The 17,310-nt window shown below is 47.2% G+C and carries 13 protein-coding genes and 2 pseudogenes; 5 read left to right on the top strand and 10 right to left on the bottom strand.

Features of this window, described 5'->3' with window-relative positions; translation table 11 throughout:
• Positions 1–812: 812 nt before the first annotated feature.
• Complete coding sequence (locus ET33_RS05905; RefSeq protein WP_036677874.1) at positions 813–1,193, bottom strand: hypothetical protein; 381 nt, start codon at positions 1,191–1,193, stop codon at positions 813–815.
• 415 nt (positions 1,194–1,608) lie between these two features.
• Here ET33_RS05905 and ET33_RS39640 point away from each other — a divergent pair.
• From ET33_RS39640 to ET33_RS05895, 3 genes and pseudogenes are all read left to right on the top strand, one after another.
• Positions 1,609–1,716 (top strand): annotated as a pseudogene (locus tag ET33_RS39640) (23S rRNA (pseudouridine(1915)-N(3))-methyltransferase RlmH); the annotation flags it as partial.
• 278 nt (positions 1,717–1,994) lie between these two features.
• Positions 1,995–2,654 carry a GIY-YIG nuclease family protein gene (locus ET33_RS05900; protein WP_036677872.1) on the top strand — a complete coding sequence of 220 codons (660 nt, stop codon included), beginning with the start codon at positions 1,995–1,997 and terminating at the stop codon, positions 2,652–2,654.
• Between the two features lie 5 nt (positions 2,655–2,659).
• Positions 2,660–3,355 (top strand): hypothetical protein, encoded by a 696-nt coding sequence (locus tag ET33_RS05895; protein ID WP_152570595.1) that lies wholly within the window; start codon positions 2,660–2,662, stop codon positions 3,353–3,355.
• 345 nt (positions 3,356–3,700) lie between these two features.
• Here the strand turns inward: ET33_RS05895 and ET33_RS38340 are convergent, their stop codons facing one another.
• A complete protein-coding gene (locus ET33_RS38340; protein ID WP_152570594.1) occupies positions 3,701–3,889 on the bottom strand; it encodes a hypothetical protein in 189 nt (62 codons plus the stop codon).
• A 363-nt stretch (positions 3,890–4,252) separates the two neighbouring features.
• Here ET33_RS38340 and ET33_RS05890 point away from each other — a divergent pair, with 363 nt between their 5' ends.
• Positions 4,253–4,861 (top strand): S-layer homology domain-containing protein, encoded by a 609-nt coding sequence (locus ET33_RS05890; RefSeq protein WP_235206646.1) that lies wholly within the window; start codon positions 4,253–4,255, stop codon positions 4,859–4,861.
• Between the two features lie 93 nt (positions 4,862–4,954).
• Here the strand turns inward: ET33_RS05890 and ET33_RS05885 are convergent, their stop codons facing one another.
• The 8 genes and pseudogenes from ET33_RS05885 to ET33_RS05845 all read right to left on the bottom strand — a co-directional run.
• Complete coding sequence (locus ET33_RS05885; RefSeq protein WP_036677867.1) at positions 4,955–6,013, bottom strand: alpha/beta fold hydrolase; 1,059 nt, start codon at positions 6,011–6,013, stop codon at positions 4,955–4,957.
• Positions 6,014–6,034: 21 nt separating this feature from the next.
• Positions 6,035–7,354 carry an esterase/lipase family protein gene (locus tag ET33_RS05880; protein WP_036677865.1) on the bottom strand — a complete coding sequence of 440 codons (1,320 nt, stop codon included), beginning with the start codon at positions 7,352–7,354 and terminating at the stop codon, positions 6,035–6,037.
• Between the two features lie 153 nt (positions 7,355–7,507).
• Positions 7,508–8,248, bottom strand: a complete 741-nt coding sequence (fabG, locus tag ET33_RS05875; RefSeq protein ID WP_036677863.1) for a 3-oxoacyl-ACP reductase FabG — start codon at positions 8,246–8,248, stop codon at positions 7,508–7,510.
• A 2-nt stretch (positions 8,249–8,250) separates the two neighbouring features.
• Positions 8,251–9,144 (bottom strand): intracellular short-chain-length polyhydroxyalkanoate depolymerase, encoded by an 894-nt coding sequence (gene phaZ, locus ET33_RS05870; protein WP_036677861.1) that lies wholly within the window; start codon positions 9,142–9,144, stop codon positions 8,251–8,253.
• Complete coding sequence (locus ET33_RS05865) at positions 9,131–10,165, bottom strand: 3-oxoacyl-ACP synthase (RefSeq protein WP_036677858.1); 1,035 nt, start codon at positions 10,163–10,165, stop codon at positions 9,131–9,133. Before ET33_RS05865 ends, phaZ begins: the two co-directional genes overlap by 14 nt.
• The gene (locus ET33_RS05860; RefSeq protein WP_036678403.1) at positions 10,165–13,377 is read right to left on the bottom strand and encodes a BTAD domain-containing putative transcriptional regulator; all 3,213 of its coding nucleotides are present in this window, start codon (positions 13,375–13,377) and stop codon (positions 10,165–10,167) included. The genes ET33_RS05865 and ET33_RS05860 overlap by 1 nt, the downstream gene beginning before the upstream one ends.
• Before the next feature lie 31 nt (positions 13,378–13,408).
• Positions 13,409–14,914, bottom strand: coding sequence for a class I adenylate-forming enzyme family protein (locus ET33_RS05855; RefSeq protein ID WP_036677856.1), 1,506 nt, complete (start codon positions 14,912–14,914; stop codon positions 13,409–13,411).
• Positions 14,915–15,573: 659 nt separating this feature from the next.
• A pseudogene (locus ET33_RS05845) lies at positions 15,574–16,217 on the bottom strand (recombinase family protein); the annotation flags it as partial.
• Between the two features lie 423 nt (positions 16,218–16,640).
• Between ET33_RS05845 and ET33_RS05840 the strand changes: the two are divergent.
• Positions 16,641–17,310: LamG domain-containing protein (locus tag ET33_RS05840; RefSeq protein WP_036677851.1), on the top strand; the 670-nt coding region annotated here is incomplete at its 3' end.

Here is a 17,310-nt window from a genome sequence, read left to right as displayed (position 1 = left end):
GCCTGATAGCAATATCTTAGCGCAGAATTATATTTCTACGCTATAATTCTACGCAAATAAAGAGTGTAGCAATCCTACGCTCTCCTTTCACCTTTCCTTTACACCTATCTAAGATTATAGACATAACTCTTCATGAAGCGATAATATTAGATTCGCCGCGCTAGACGTAAGCAACGAGGAAATCCTGAGAGATATGATTCACAAAATGATTAACCGTGTGGATGTTCATAATGACGGTTCAATCGAAATCAGTTACAACTTCCAAAACCCACTAAAACAAGGGGCGTAGCCTATTTAGGCTCACCCCTCCATTCCATCAATATTACACACTCCGCATGTCTCGAGCTTTCAAAAGGGATACCGATCATTACTCGGAAATTTGCTATTCCCATATATCCAAAGTGTATAATTTACATTAAATACAATATGGATATGTCCGATATATATTAAGATTAACGGAGCACTCGATTCAGATACAGGATGAGATTCCACTTCGACTGCTTCGCCCTGTGGAACAAGATGCGGACAACTCCAATACGCTATATTCATAGGCGCTTACCGAGTATAGACCGGCCAACATGACTCCCCCCTTGAGGGTGATTCATTGCTGGACTTTATAAAGCGTTGGTTTTGGTATGACTGGATGATGCTTGTCATTCGGACCATCCTTTTCGTTTCTCTTCTCTTTACTTTGGAGCATTTTTCTGAACAGCTGACCATCCCTTTCTGGTTAGGGGCTCTGTGGGGGATTGCAGCTTTTTTCATTCCTTGGGTTTGTTTGCAAAAGCACTATATTCGTTCCTGACAATGTACTACCATTCGCCAACCCAAACCGGATTAAAATTTGAATATCCCATTTCCATTAGTAAATCCCATGCATTATTTAAAATATGAGGCTGTCCTTTTGTAAATAATTCTTTTCTTTGTTTCATTAGATATGAAATAATCTCAGCTATATGTTTTGGCTTGCCTAGGTGTATTATTGTTTTCAAATCATTTTTTTGTGCTGTAATACTGTAAAAGGCCCAGAATGTAAGAGGATCTTCGTCTGGTGGATTTGATTCGAAAATAAGTGTGATTTTGATATTTTTGTTTTCCTTTGGACAAATATTTAATGTGAAACTTTCCCCACCCGAATACCAATAAACAAATGCTTGACTATCAATGGTAATATTTCTTAATTGACTCTTCATAAATTTCTCATCCTAATATAATTGTTCTACATAACGATTATAAAATAATTTTGACTTCGAATCGACCACCTACAAGTAAATGATTCAAATTAGAAAACCCTGTCTGCTTCCCAAAATCTATACTTTACTTCAGCTCTACCCGAATACTTGGCAAGTTATATGCTTTCATTAGAAAAAATTCCAGAGAAGACATAAGAGCGACTATGGAAAATCTCGGTGAACTTGAAAACGAAAGTTTAAGATTGATTACTAAACTAACGTGGAAGTCAGAACAAAAATGTAGAGGTTTTTTGTTTAAATCAATTAGTACTGATGAACAATTTAAGGAACAAGTGCTTTTACCATGAGGGCGACGTGAGCAAACACCATGTTCAGGAAGCGGGCCATCCATCCCTCACCCGGACTAGCTCGCCCGTCCCCCGCCGCCCTATCCAGCGCCGACAAGAAGCTCTCCTTCGGCCACATCACCTACCCGCATCAGTTGATGCGGGTGTTGCTGCTGGAGCAGGTTTATCGGGGTTAAAGATGGGTGAGGACAATGCCATAAGTGACGGCGAAAAGTGGGGTGTAAGAGGGCTATGAAAATTGTTGAACAGTGAAGCAGAATGCTGTAGAGATATGTTTATCCCTCTTGAGATGGGCTCTAGGGGGATTTTTGTGCGACAAAATCGACATTTATTTCCAATTTCGTGGTATGATTATGGTACGTATGGATTCGAAAAGACTTACGGATATGGGCTGTTTGTGAGCTTCGCAAATGAGACGTTTTTTGAAATATTAGTAAGCAAAGGATGAAAGAAAATGTCAAATGGATATGTTTATATACTTGTAAATGAAAGTCTTAAGGGATTAGTTAAAATAGGAAAGACATCAATAAGCTCCAATGAAAGGGCAAGACAACTATCTAGCAGCACAGGCGTCCCTACACCTTTTAAGGTAGCTTACGAAGTTTTTTCTAACGACTGTGACAATTTAGAAAAAACTATACATAATGAATTAAATGATTTTAGAGTAAATGCAAATAGGGAATTTTTTCAATTCCCTCTAAATAAGGCAATTAAATTGGTCCAAAAATTTTCTGAAATAAGAGCAGGAGATGAATTAGATAGTTTTGAGGCAATAGAAATTTTACCTAGGATAAGAGAGCAGTTTAATCAATATCTAAATCCTTCTGTTTCTTCAGTTAGAATTTACCAAACTATCGATAGGGTCTATTTAGAAGTTACGCAAGACCAATATATAGCCGAATACTTAAAAGATCAACTAATTAGAAGAACTGATTTAGGGTTTATAATTGATGGATATGATGTAGATGATAAATCATTTAAACCTAAAAAATCAATTAATTATAATGTTGAAGTTTTTTTATCTTCAGGTTTCACTACAATGGCTGTTTGTAGTGATGAGTTATTTACGAAAGAAGGAATTGATGAAATGTATGACAAAGAAACGGGTGATTGATGAGGGTGATAGAGATTATTTTTCTTAAGAATAACATCACATGGCTTAAAGATTTCGCAACTATCCTTTTTACAGCAACAGGCACTATTGTTGCAATACTTACCTATCGTCGAGCAAGAGCCACTGTCCTACAACCTATAAGAAACGAAGTAATTAAAAAGCAATCTGAAATTCTCGTTGAACTTCTTGGAATTCTACCATCAGAAAGTAAGTTGATATACAAGGGCTTAGATTACTCCTTAATCGCCACGATCAACACGAATAAACAGTTATTGGACTTAGGTTTTCTTTTTGCAAATCAGGATGAAATAGTTAAGAAAATAGATGATCAAATTGTAGGATGGACTTATGTCGGTGAAAGTAAGCAACTATTAGATGTTGAATTAATCGATGCTTTTGAAGAGAAACAACAGCCTAATGATTTAAACAATGAAGATATAGGCAGGTCAAAGTATGAGAATGCTAAAAAAGGTATCATCGAAGTCGATAAGATCTATCTGACCCAAAATCATACTGACTTTAAAAATAAGTTAATTGACTTTTCTCATAATCCATACTTGCCTTTGGCTGTTCAAGAAGTATTGGATAAGATCATTTCAGACATTGATATCAATATACATGTCAATATGAAAGCTGTACTGTCTGATTTCCTCAGAGAATTCTGTCATAAATACTTTACTAAAAATGAAACCCAATATTAATCCAATTGGAGTATACAATAACTTTAATCATAGAAGAATGAGTCATGAACATGACATCAGACGATTAAGAGAAGTAATACGTAAATATTTAATGATTGATGAGAAGTGGAAGTAATACAAGGAGTTCATAATACTTCAGCTAACATTATATTCACGTATCGGAGCCTGTCGGCTCCATGGTCCGCTCGAAGCGATTGGCAGAGAAGCGGGATCAGGCGGACACATCCGCACCGATTAACTGCGCAAGTGCGGGTATTCTAGATGGATTTCAAAGAGGCATTTCAGGCCGGAAAAGTCGTTTTGTCAAATAGGGTAAACGGTGTGTGGGAAGTGTAGGAATGGATATTAACTATCCTTATCATGTAGGCGGCGTTCATCCTCAACCCAGTTCTTACCCCATCCAGTTTCTCCACAAGTTGTGCAAACATAGTCGCCAGTCTTTCCATGACGACTGGTTTCACTGACCATATGGGGGTGACTACAAGGTCTGTTGCCCCATTTTTTGCGCAGTGCAGCTGCTTCGTTGATATCCATAATGTTGCTCCTTTATCCAGCTTCTTACCACAATTATACACCAGATGCTTGGATATAGCGCATGGATCATTCTGTTCCACAAGATATAAACTAATTGAGAATTCTATCGGACTGTAGCATGTCGTTTTGAAAGGCGGGAGTATGACGGGCCATCAATCTTTGATCGTATTGGTACCCGAGAAGAATACGGCATTTTATATGTCGTACAACAACGATTAGATGATGAGTTTGGAAGTGTATGAGGCGTTTATGGACCATTATTTTCCGCGAACGGAAACACCGGAGAAACCTGTTTATGTAACTTTGGATGAAAAGGATACGGAAAAGTACGTAGGACTGTATCAGAATACGCGCTTTCTTTTCTTGAAATCGAAATTTTCGTACGCCGACGGAAAATTGCTGATGGAGACGGGAGCGCCGGGCAAGCACATCTTCAAGATGATTACTCCGCTGCTGTTTGAAGACGAATCGGGCAACAAGCTGGCGTTTAAAAAAGACCATCTCGGATCGATCGAATATTTTTATTACGACAGTTTGGAAGGACTGCACTTCGGATCGGATTCGCAAAAAATCCATAGGAAGCAGCCGTTTCCGGATGTAGCGGAGGGAAGCAAATATAAAAGCTTTATCGACGATTTGCACGCCCTGGATATCATGGGTGCGAAATCAGGCAGCCGCTTCGAGAAAAAGCAAATGATAGCCGGTCTCCCTTCCTTTGATCCGAATGCGATCATTACAAGACAGACGGCAGCGGTCATGATTCAAAACCTGAAAGAACTCAAGCCGGCGTCCAAAGTTCGATTGAGCGGTCAAACGGATGCGTGGGCGGTCGAGGCCGTTACTGTACTGGTTTCGCAGGACGTAATCGATCCGGATACAACCGTACAGGCGGATGGCACCGTCGATTTCCGCTCCAATCAGCCTTTGCTTCGGCAGGAGGCAGCCGCACTGTTGGATAAAGCCATAAAATAAAGCATCACGGTCATGCCGGCATATTTGCAAGCGGGGTCCGTAATAATCCATCTGTTGATTATTGCGTGCCCCGCCGGCAGCGGTTCCATCCCTCTATTCGATTAAAGACAGGAATGATCTCAGCTTCGCGAATACAAATTCAGGCTGCTCGATGTGCGGGGCATGCCCTGCGTCCTCAACGACAAGCTCCTCGAAGCTGCCGCCCGCTTCCTGATACTGTGTAAGCACGCAGCGCATCTGGGAAACCATGGGCTGCGGCGGATACACCTCTTCGCCGGGCCAGCCTTCAACGTAGCCAAGTTTGCCTAAATAACCGAAATCGAACCATGAGCTGTCTGACACGATCGCGTCGTCCGCGCCCCGTATCCATAGGATCGGCCGTTTAGGTTCGATATGTATAATCGGCGAAAGGTTGACATACTTGGGCGACATCGCATTGTTGATCCCCTCTTCTCCCGGAGCTACGCCGGGCCAATGCTCGCAAGTCTCGAAGGCTCCAGGGTAATGAGCGTCGCCAATGCGGGTAGACACCATCGCCTCCAAGTAACGCTCCTCCCGCTCGCCGCTAACGCGAAACGGCGATTTAAAATAAAACTGATTCAGGATATTGCGCGGGCTGTTCGGCTCTCCCCCGCTGCGGTCTTTGCCGCTTAGACAAGCGACAAACTGCGGGTTTGCCGTTCCCCCGCCCGAACCGGCGTAATTGTCGTAACAAGGCGTACCCCAATCGTCCTTGGTGCCGCCAAAGCCGTATGGCGAAAGCGGGGACATCAAAACGAGCGAACGAACAGCCGCAGGATGATCGATGGCAAGCTGCATGGCAATTCCTGCTCCCAGCGACCAGCCCAGCACATGTACGGGTTGACTCATGCCGAGAGCACCCAAAAACGACTTCAAATCGTCGGACCAATCGCGCAGCCCCCGCGTTGCATCGATAGGGAGCGCTTCCGTTTGACCGTATCCGCGCAAATCCGGAGCAAGCACCCAGTACTCCTCAGACAATGCACGAAGGGTGTCGTCCCAGAATAAATTCGCAGAAACGTTGCCATGAATAAGAATAAGCGGCGGATTTTCAGCGCTTCCAGCAGATAAATAGGAAACATGCAAGCGGTCGGTTTGGATCGATTCAGGCTGTAAAGTCGTTATGGTCATGCAGATTCCTCCCATGGATCGTTAGTTTTGTTTGAGCCACTGATCAATCTGTTTCGCAGAAGCAGCCGCCCAGCCAAGCTGCAAATGATTATGCTGCACCGTTACGTTGCCGGCGACATTGCCGATTCCCTGCACCGCTGCCGCGCTTGCAATGAAGACGACCCCATCGCTTGGGCCCGTGTGTTCGCTATGAATCGCCGGAATGTCATTTTTATCTCCCGACAGCAAATAGGTCTGAATACTGGTCGGAATTCCCGCATTCAAAATGGGTTCAACCAACGATCCCTGCTGAATCGCAGCGTCGATCCCGTTGCTATTCGTAAAGAATCCCTGACCGCCGTAGTAAGTCGTGTACCAATCTTGCTCAAGCGCAGGAAGCGGATATTCGTCAACCCATTTGCCAAGCATTTGCTTTTGCCCTGGGAAAAAATTGCCTGACGCTGTGTTGTAAATCGACAGCTCGGGATGGTTCCTCGATATTCCCCAGCATACCATTTGCGTGTGCGGAGAAGGCGCATTGACAACACCGCCGCATTCAGGGAAAATGCTAAGATTATGCGACCAGCCATGGCGGAAGATGTAATCAAAGCCTTTGTTCGGATTGCCGACCAAGACTAGCTTGCGAATATCTTGGCTGTAGCTCGTACCCCCCGCTTTTTTAACAGAGGAAGCATACATCCGCGCACTGAAAGCGCCTTTGCTCCATCCGATAACATCGACTTTACTTTCACCTGTTACGTTTTGGATAATCGTAATCGCATCGTGAATTTGTTCGGCGCTGTAATAGTTGTCCCCTTGCTTATGCGGAAAATTAATCGCAAACACTTTGTAGCCTTTGCCGACCAAGTCCTGCATCATGCCAGTGCTGGGGCACGATATTGCGCCGCAGCCGTAGGAGCCAAGCTCATTCGGATTCGCCCAAGCGCGATCCGCGTTATCGTTCGCGCCGTGTACGAGCAGAACCGGCGTTTTTACCGGATTGGTGTCGTACTTCGGAGCGTAGTAAAGCAAGAAGCGGCTGGAATGCGGTTTTTTCACCCCTCCGAAAAACGTAAGGCGTTGTCCATCCTGATCGCCTCGCCCATCTTGGGGGTAGTCCTCGGCAGCGAACATCGGATTGTTGTCCTTCCAACGTTCCACCTTGCTCCATCCATTGCTAACCGTTGTAAACGTCTGCTCCAGCACCAAATTGGATGCTGCTGCCCCTGCAGTTCCTCCTGCAACTTCCGCAGCTCCCGCAGCCCCTGCCTCCTGTGCTCCGCTCACTCCAGCATGCGATACGAGCAGCGCGCAGACGATCAACAACGCCGTTGTTACCGATGGCAACCATCTTTTGTACATGTATCCAATCTCCCTTCATGGCGACTGTTCGCGCATATCCAAAAGGTCACAGCCGCATCGTATTTTTATGCGTCCCTAAACGCACGGTTTCATCATAATTGGAAGCGGTTGCATTTCAGTTGCAGAAGACGGTGAACGCTTGTTTAGGCTTGCTTAGATGACCAAGCCTCCGTTTACTTCCAGAACAGTACCATTGACGTAATCCGATTCGGGGGAAGCAAGAAATAAGTACGCGTTCGCGACATCAATCGGCTGCCCAAGGCGGCGGAGCGGAATTTTCTCCAGCATCTGCTGAATCACTTTCTCCGGCATGTTTGCCACCATCCCCGTCTCAACAAAACCTGGCGCAACCGCATTGGCCTGAATGCCTTTCGGACCAAGCTCCTTCGCCCACGTTTTCGTCATTCCTATAATTCCCGCTTTGGTTGCAGCATAATTGGTTTGCCCAATGTTGCCATGCACGCCTACAATCGATGCCGTACTGATAATTTTCCCGCTTCCGCGTTCGATCATCGAATGGATTAGCGCCTTGGTACAATAGAAAACGCCGTTCAAATTCACTTGAATGACCCGATGCCACTCCTCTTCGGTCATTTTGGCCAGCGTACGATCCTGCGTAATTCCCGCGTTATTGATCAAGACATCGACCGCACCGTATCGCGCCAGCGCTTCTGCCGCCATTTTGTTGACACTACCGCTGTCGGACACGTCAACTTCGATAAAATGCGCATCCGCTCCCTTTTGCAGCAACGCCTGAACCGCTTCCTCCCCCTGTTGTTTGTTGTAGTCAGCTATAATGACGCGCGCTCCTTCCTGTGCAAAAAGCGCCGCTGTCTCTCGCCCGATGCCGGCGGCTCCTCCCGTAATAAGCGCTGTTTTCCCTTGCAGTCTCATACTTATCTCCTCCGTTCGATAAATTCAGCTACAACCTGGCAGAGTAGCGCCAGGTTGTCCACAATAGGCGAATGGCCTGTATGATCCAATTCCCTGTAAACGACATGCTCGCCCAAATCCTCTACCAATTCCTCCGTCATCTGACGAGTGACTACTTTATCTTGACTCCCCCATAAAACGAGCGTTGGCATCAAAAGTCGTGCCGCATCGCCGCTGCCGCCCCCTGCTTCATGATCCTTGGCGCTCATATTGAAGCGATTCATGGCATCATATACATCCAGCAAATTTTTTTGCGTCAGCATGTCGTTCAGATACGTCTCGTACCGGACTTCATCCGGCTCTTGGATGACATAAACTTGACGATTCCACAAATTGCACAAAAATGCTTTGTCCCGGTGATCATAGGCTCGCTGCACCAGCTTCGTTTTGTCCATTTCGGCAATTTCCGCTCGGGTACGAAGCCTTCTCGCCTGTACTTGCTCAGACTGCGGATAGCCTCTTGTTGACATGGACGCCAGTAAAATTAATGCCTCGACGTACTGCGGATGCGAAGCTGCGAATTGCATGGCGACTCCGCCGCCCATCGACCAGCCCATCAGCGTGAATGAAGTAAGGTTCAGCCCGTCCACAAACAGCTGAAGATCATCCGAAAAATCAGCTATGCTGTTGACCGGCACATGATACGTAGAAGCGCCGAAGCCTCGCAAATCAACAGCAATCAGCGTATGAGACGGGTCAAAGCTTTCCATAAACAGATCCCAATGCACGGATGAAGTCATATTGCCATGCACGAGCAGCAGCGTCCGTCCGGCCGCCGTTCCGGCGCCTCTGCGCAAACGGTAGGCCATCGTTTCGCCATTAGAGAGCTGTAGCGACTTGAACTCAATTTCCAGCATCGGCTTCCCCCCATCGGATCGTCGTCGCTCCCCATGCATAGCCGATGCCGGCGCTAATCAGAACAACCACATCCCCATCTTTTAACTTTCCGCTGCTTACGGCCAGCTCTAAAGATAAAATTTGATCGAACTGTCCGATATGGCCGAATTCGTTCAAGTAAATGGACTGGTCATCGGATAATCCCAGCTGGCGAAGCACGTAATCATGAGCGGATTTCTTCATGTGCAGCATCGCCGCATAGGTGATGTCCTTTTCGGTATACCCGCTCTTCGCAAGCGATTGCCGGACCGCCTCCAAAAAGTAGCCCATGGACTTTTCATCAAGGCGCTCTTTCATCCGCTGCGGATTTGGAACGTGGAAAAAATGCTTTCTCTGCTCTATCGCTTCGAGCGTAAGCGGATGTTTCGTGCCGCCGGCCGGTACGATAACATCTTCGCTAAATGAGCCGTCCGTGATCAAATGGCTTGCCAGCACATGATTGCGCCCATATTCGCGCTGTAACAGGATCGCCCCTCCGCCTGCTCCGAGGTTAAACATAAATGACGTATGCCGATTGCCGTAGTCAATCAAATCGCCATTGCGATAACCGCCCGCCAAGAGTACGGTACGAATCGGGCGATCAGCCATCATCATGCTCTGCGCCACCTTTAAAGCCATAACCGTCGTGCTGCAGCGCATACCGACGTCAAACGCCCAAGCGCGGGTAGCCCCTACCTCCTGCTGAAGCTTCATAGCCGCTGTCCAAACGGGATACTCCTTGTGTTCTTCGCCGATGTAGATGACCAGATCTATTTCTGCCGGATCAAGCTGAGCCTTGGCAATGGCCAGCCTTGCCGCACGAATTCCCATCTCGCAGCTGTGGTCATCGGCTCCTGGCACAGGCTTGCGGAGAATGCCAAACTTATTCTCGACCACGTCCTGCGGCACGCCAGACAGCTCGCTAATTTCCTTGCTTGTCTGGAACGTCTCCGGGATGTACATGCCCGTACTTACGATACCTATGGGTACTGCACTCGTCATCATGATTCGCTCCACTTCTGTTGTGTCATTTTGGCGTATAGCTGTTTTGTCGCCGGCATCGGCTCCACCCCAAGCTCCGACTCCAGCGCCTTGCTGCATCGGGCATACCATTTAAGCGCTTGGTGGCGGTTATTGTTGCTATAGTGGCACTTCATCCCCAAGCGATACGCTTCTTCCCAGCACGGATCTTTCTCGATAATCTGCTCGCACCAGCAAATGGCCTTATCGAAGTCACCCAGAGCCGCATAAAGCTCCGCCAAACGCTGCGCCCCTCTCAAGAACAGCGCTTTCAGCCGCTCCCGCTCCTGCGCGCACCAGTCTTCGTATCTTCTCTCGGGTATATACTCTCCTGCATATAAGCTTAATCCTTTTTGCAGCATGTCTATGGCTTCCTGACGCTCCTTTGCATCCAGACCGTGCCTGATTCCATCCTCAAAGGCGGCGGCATCAAGCTCCAAGCCGGAGGCAAGGCTCAACCCGTACAAGGTGCCGCTGCGCTCAACGAAAAATGGGGCGGTTCTCGCCTGCCGCTCAGGCTCTAATGCCGTGTTGAGCGCATTAAGCGCCACTTTAAAATCGCGATAGGCAGCCTTATCGTCCAGATCGCCCCATAAAAGCGCCATCACTTCCTCTTTGGGCAGCATGTGCTTTCTTCTTGTGACGAATAGTTGAAAAAGCTCTTTCGCTTTGCCGCGATGCCAATCTTTTTCCGTCACTTCTCTTTCCCCAAGCAGCACTTTAAAGCCGCCTAATGTCTGAATCCGCAGCGTATAGCCAGGATGGTACGTCAGCTGTTCGATTCCCAGATCGGACAACAGCACGGAGGTGTAGCTTATGTCCAGCTTCTTTTTGTGCGCTTCCAGCAGGATCGGAACAAGCTGCCTCAGATCGCGAGGCCCGAATAGCGTACGCTTGTGCAATAAAAATTCGTAGCCGCCTTCTTTCATCAGCTTTAGAAAACGCGAAGTGCAGCGATCCCGCAAATGCTCCCTCTTCGTATGGTGCGCAAGCAAACATTGCCACAGCATCGCAACGGTTATCCCGTACCCGTCGCCGCACGCCTGAAAGTCCGATTCGCAAAGGGCAAGCCTCTCCGCTGCATCTTCCCACCTGCTGCCGCAGACGGCAGCAATGCCCATGCCGAGCCGAATCCACGCCGACAACCAGAGATCGTGCGCTTTTTCCGTTTCCAATAGCGCCTGCGCCCCGTACTCCATAGCAAGCTCTGTCGCTCCTTCACGACCGTACAGCAAACATAACCCCATCCAAGGTTCCGCTTTTCCTCTGGAAACTTGAAGCCCTTCCATCATCTCAAGCGCTGTGCGATAGCAAGAAAGAGGCAGCCCCAGCTCGTAGCGTGGCAGGAGCAGCGCAGCATTTCCCATGCGCATCCATCCGCAAGCCTCCATGTAAGGAGCTTTGCCGGATACCCCTTGCATGATGCCGCGCTCCGCCCATTTCTTAGAGCTTTCCGAGTTACCGGCCAAAGCTTCGATAAAAGACAATAAAACCGACGTTTCACGGTGCGATTTGGGCAAATGCCCGTCTGCTGCCGCACCTTCGCAGCGCAATTTCCGCTCCAGCGCTTGGCGCGCCTCCTGCAGACGGCCAGAACGCAAATGAAGCCGCGCCTCCAACACATGATCCTGAAAATCGGCTTGCAGCGCCTTGCATCTTCGGTACCACACCTCCGCTTCCTTTAATCGTCCGGCATTGACGAGATTTTCACAGATTAAGCTGTACAGACGAACACTGCCTTGATCTGACACTCCGTCAGATTCCATCACAACAAGCGCCTGCTGCAAGAGCTGTTCCGCCTTCCCCGGCTCGATCGTATCGAGGAAAATATGGGCTTTCCGCTCCAAAGCCATATTGGAGGCGGAGGAATAGCCCGCTTGCACAGCCAACTGCTCGCCCTTCGTGTAACAAAAAATGGCGCGGTCATACGAATTGTGGTACCGATGCACGTCCCCTTCATACATCCACACCATGTAGTAGCGGTCTTTCAAAGGCTTGGGAAGGCGGGAGATGATCGCAAGCAAATGTTCAAGCTGGCCGAGCCTAAGCAGCTTATGGCCGTGTTGATGAATCGCTTGTGCGACTTTCTCGTACTGCTCCAGAGCGCACAGATGCTCGATCATTTCCAGCCATTTTTGTTTGCTCTCGAAGTAATCGGCGGCACGCTGATGAGCAAGCGCATACTGCTGCGGTTTTACCTGAAGCTGCTGCCTGACAAACTCGCGGAACATCGGATGATACCGATAGCCGGTATCGGCATACGCCTGCAGAAACAGCCCCAAGCGCTCGATTCGCTCGATCATGTTCTGGGAATGTAGAGGCTGCAAGCCGAGCAATTCATCGCAAAGAGCAGGCGTAAACGTTTCCAGCACGCAGGTTTGCTCAACAAACCCGCGAACCGCATCATTCTGATGCCGCCACACTTCCAGCATCAGAAATCGGTGCACATCGGCAGACGTATTTCTGGCGGCAGACATCTGCTGCCACATCGAATGGACCGCCGTAATCCAACCTTCCGTTTGCCGATAAATTTCCTGAATATCACCCTCATGCAGCAAAAATTCATAAGCATCGGCAAACAAGGTTTCGATCTCTTCCATGCTGAATGCAAGGTCATGCTCCCCGATTTCCAGCAGATTTCCTTTCACTTTCAACGTCGCAAGCATATCCCACGACGGATGGATTCTGCTCGATAGTAAGACATGGACATGATGCGGCGCGTACTGCATAAACATTTGCATCCAATCATCAATTATCGAATGATGCGCCACATGGTGGTAATCATCGATCACAAGAATCACTTCCTGAGACAGCGCCAAAAGCTCATTAACGAACAAAGAGCAAAGCAAGCGGACACTCTCTTGCGATTCACAGCCGCATGTCTGTTCGTTCACCATATTCATCCAACTGTCCGCAAAATGCGGATGGTTTGACCGAACGGCATGGATCAAATATAGGACAAACGTGGCCAGTTGCTTGTCTTCCGCGCCTACGCTGTACCAACAGCAAGCCGTGGCTTCGACTTGAAAAAAAGCAGAGAGCGCTGTGCTTTTTCCGTATCCCGCACCGGCGTATACAAGCGTTAACGGATGCTGCTCGCAGCGCTTTAACTTTTTGCTAAGAGTCGGCCGCAGCAGTATCGTTTTTTTGAGCGGGGGAGGTATCAGCTTCGTTTGGACAATTGCCGCAGTCATCGCTTCAATCAACCGCCTTTTACAATCTCCACTACATTTCTTGGTACATTTGGCAGATCCGTTTCTTATCCACTTTGCCTACATGTGTTTTGGGCAGCTCCTGCAGAAACAAAAACCTTTTAGGAATCTTGTACTTTCCGATTTTGCCTATGCAGTAGTTCCTCAGCTCCTCATCGGTAAGCCCATGATCCGGGTGCAAGGCAACGGCCGCGGCGATCGATTCCCCCCATTTGGGATCGGGAATGCCGACGACTGCCGCTTCTTTAACCGCGGGGTGCTCCAGCATGATCTGCTCCACCTCGACGGGATATACATTTTCTCCGCCCGTGATGATCATGTCTGCTTTACGGCCTACGATATAGTAGAAGCCATCCTCATCCCGCCGGCCCAGATCGCCTGTCCGCAGCCAGCCGTCAACAAAGGCGGATTGCGTCGTCTCCGGCTGATTCCAATAGCATTGGAACACATGCTTGCCACGCAGCCATATTTCGCCAACGTCTCCAATCGCCACTTCGCAGCCGCTGTCTGACACAATTTTCACCTGCACCAGCATCATCGGCTTCCCGACCGATCCTCGCTTATGGACGACAGCGCGCGGGTCCATATAAAAATTGTTCGGCCCCGCCTCCGTTAAACCATAGCCTTCTTTGAACGTCAGACCCTTGCTCTCGAAGGCTTCGTAGATTGCAATCGGGCATGGAGCGCCGCCGGAGAGAAACGTGTGTACATGCGGAAATTGTACATGCGCAAATGCAGGCAAATCGATCATCATCCGGTACATCGTCGGCACCATCAGCACGATCGTGCAGGCATAGCGCTGAATCAGTTCCATGAGCGGCTCCGCTCGGGATTCTTTGCTTACCACCACGGTACCGCCGGCGTACAAAATCGGCAGGCAAAGCGCATTAATTCCTCCCGTGTGGAACAATGGCAGTGACGTTACGGTAACATCGCTTGCCGTCAAATTCCAGCTTACGATCGTATTCAACATGTTCCACAGCACCGATTGATGCGACAGCACGACACCCTTAGGCTTTCCAGTCGTTCCGCCGGAATAGATCATCATGCAGCTTTCTGCCGCTTCATCGCCGCGTTCTGCTTCCAGATGTCTCAGCGGAATTGCAGCGCTGATGATGCTCTCGTATTCAACTCCGCCTGCTTGCAGCGTGATTGGAGCAAACAGGCCGCGCGCTAACGACTCCAGTTCACTATGGTACAACAAAGCTTTCGGCGTGCAATCGCTTACAATAGCGTTTAATTCGCTGCCGGATAAACGCCAGTTCAGCGGCACGAATACGGCGCGCAGCTTGATGCAAGCAAACAGCGCATCCCAGCAGCAAAGATCATTCTGCGCAAGCACAGCGACACGATCCCCGGGCGCTACGCCTGCCGCTTCCAAATAGCCTGCCAGAGCGCAGGCTCGTTCGTTCATTTGAGCGTAGCTCCACGCTTCTCCTGTCTCTGCGTTTATTGCCGCTGTTCGATGTGGAGTTAAGGCACTTCTGGCTGCCAGCCAATCCATTGAATCCTTTCTCATATGCTCGACCCCTATAGTCCATGATCTGTCCATTCGTTTGTACTATAGATAGGTTACAAAGCAGTTACAAATTTACGCCAATGAGCGGTTTGAAGTGCGCTACGTATTAATCGTAATGATCGTTTTACTGAATAAAACCCGAATTAATAAAAGTATTGTTGGTCGAGGAGATTGTGCATTTACAGTTTGAGGATGTATTCAAGGATATTTTCCCTGTAAAATTATACCTCCATAAGATGATTTATGTATATAGGGGACCTTAAAAAACAATTTAATTCTTCATATAATATACCGCCAACGCTCTGCCGATTTTTGGTTGAATGTAGGCTTTCATCCTTAGTTCGAGCGGACAAACCGCAAAGATACGCCAGCAATAACCTGCTCTCCGTTCATGCCCCAGTTTTAGTGTTTCAATAGTTGGCATAGTGCCTTTTCTAGCCTCAAATGAAGTAATTCCGTTTGCAATTCAATAGTCATTCGGTGAAGGCTCGAAACAATGTCTTCCACAGCAAATTTATGTAATGGTCTTATTTGATCGTTCACCCTGTTTAAGACGGCCATAGTGCAAGCTTCGTACGTTTGAATTTGCTGCATCAGTTCACGTTCCTCGGCATCCAATCTGTTCATGAGGGTAACTTTCATATTCATGTTGCCTCCCCTCATATGATCGCCTGATGCTTGCCGATAGCTTCCACGTTAGCATACTGGTACATGCCGCTGTAAAAGCTGCGACGATCAAGGATTCGTTTCACCTGTACTTTGGTGAAGGCCTTGCCTTGCTGCGTTTTGTAGTTTTCAAGGTTCAATTGGTATGCAATTTCGGATAATGTCCATTGGGGAATAGCTCTTTTAATTCGAATACTCGTTCCACAATGACTGCTTGTTTTTCATCGATGACATGGACTTTCGAGCCTTTCTTAGCCTTGTAGCCGAATGTTGCTCTTCCTCCGGCATAACCGCCTTCCTTGGCCTTCTTGTTGCGTCCTTTACCTAATTTCATGGCGATTTCAAGCCGTTGGTAAGCGTCCAATAGTTCCATCAAGCCATTGATTAAGAAATCCGAAGGATCTTTCTTGTAGATGCTGTATGTCGGTTGTTCAATCGATTTCACGTCAACGTTGTATTTCTTAAATTCACGATGGACCAACACTTTGACGATATCGCTTCTCCACAAGCGATTTGTGTTCAGAACGACAACATGCTCGATAGAACGAGTAGAGAGGAGGGAAAGCATATTCTGGAATCCTTCTCGGTCTACTTCTAAGGCGTCTTCATCTACTTTTGCACCGCTGATTCCTTCATCCACTTTTTATTCTTTAACTCAAACAAAGTTTTCGAAAACATGCTTCCTAAAATTAATCAGATTATTAAAAGAAGAATTATGCTCTCGTAAATAGAAGTTATGTTTTTGGAAACTACAATTTGACTACATCGCGTGAAGTGACTCTAAAAAGTTAGGAAAAATATATTAAGCAACTTTTAGGGGATGGGTTCGGTACTATTTTTAAAATGCACAATATTCTCAAATTCCTGTGTTATAAGAATTCCGATTTTTAAGATGCCGAAGAAGCTTTCGACGACTGCATTGTCGTAATGTGGTTGTCTTTTTATTTTTTGCAAGAATCTATACAGACATCATTTTCCAAAGGTATAATTTAACATGTTACTAATCATGTTATTGTAGATTTATGCAAACCTTACAAATAATAAATGAAGGAAGGTTTTTATGCTCATTTTCAATTGTAGCCAAAGAGTCTTTATATTAGGTTTCAGTCTGGTTATACTATTTATTTTTTTTCCAATTAGTGTGTCTGATGCTTTAACTTCACCTAAGAGAAGTCCCTCTAGTGATTCTTTATTTATTGAAGCTCCAAATTTAAGTAATCAGTTATTTTCCACTATTGAAAAAAGTCACCTGACCTTGGATGGTCAGGATGACTATGGAGTATTGTCAAAGAGCGGAATGATACCGACAGGAGGCAGTAACTATACAGTAGAGTTGTGGTTCAAAAAAGATACGTTCGATAAAGGATACCGAGAAATGCTATCCCAATGGACGAAGGAGAATATCTCAAATTCGTTTTACTTAGGAATGGATAATGGAAATATGCGGTTTACAGATTCATGGAACTCGGTACCCGTTGGTGAGCTAAGAACAGACACATGGTATCACTTGGCTGCAGTGTCGACTCCCAACAATGCGTATTTGTACATTAATGGGGAACTGAAGGCAACGAAAGGAATGGCGCTAACTTATACAGGAAGTGGACCGTTAGTACTCGGAAGGCAAGGAGAATTAAATGCAGAGTACTTCGATGGCGTCATCAGCGACGTGCGGGTATGGAATACAGCACGTACACAGGAACAAATTCAAGAGAAAATGACTCAAGTGGTGG

The organism is Paenibacillus tyrphae (assembly GCF_000722545.1).
GTDB classification, from domain to species: Bacteria; Bacillota; Bacilli; order Paenibacillales; family NBRC-103111; genus Paenibacillus_G; species Paenibacillus_G tyrfis.
Note: the sequence above shows the minus strand (reverse complement) of the source record. Positions and strands in the feature narration are given on the sequence as shown.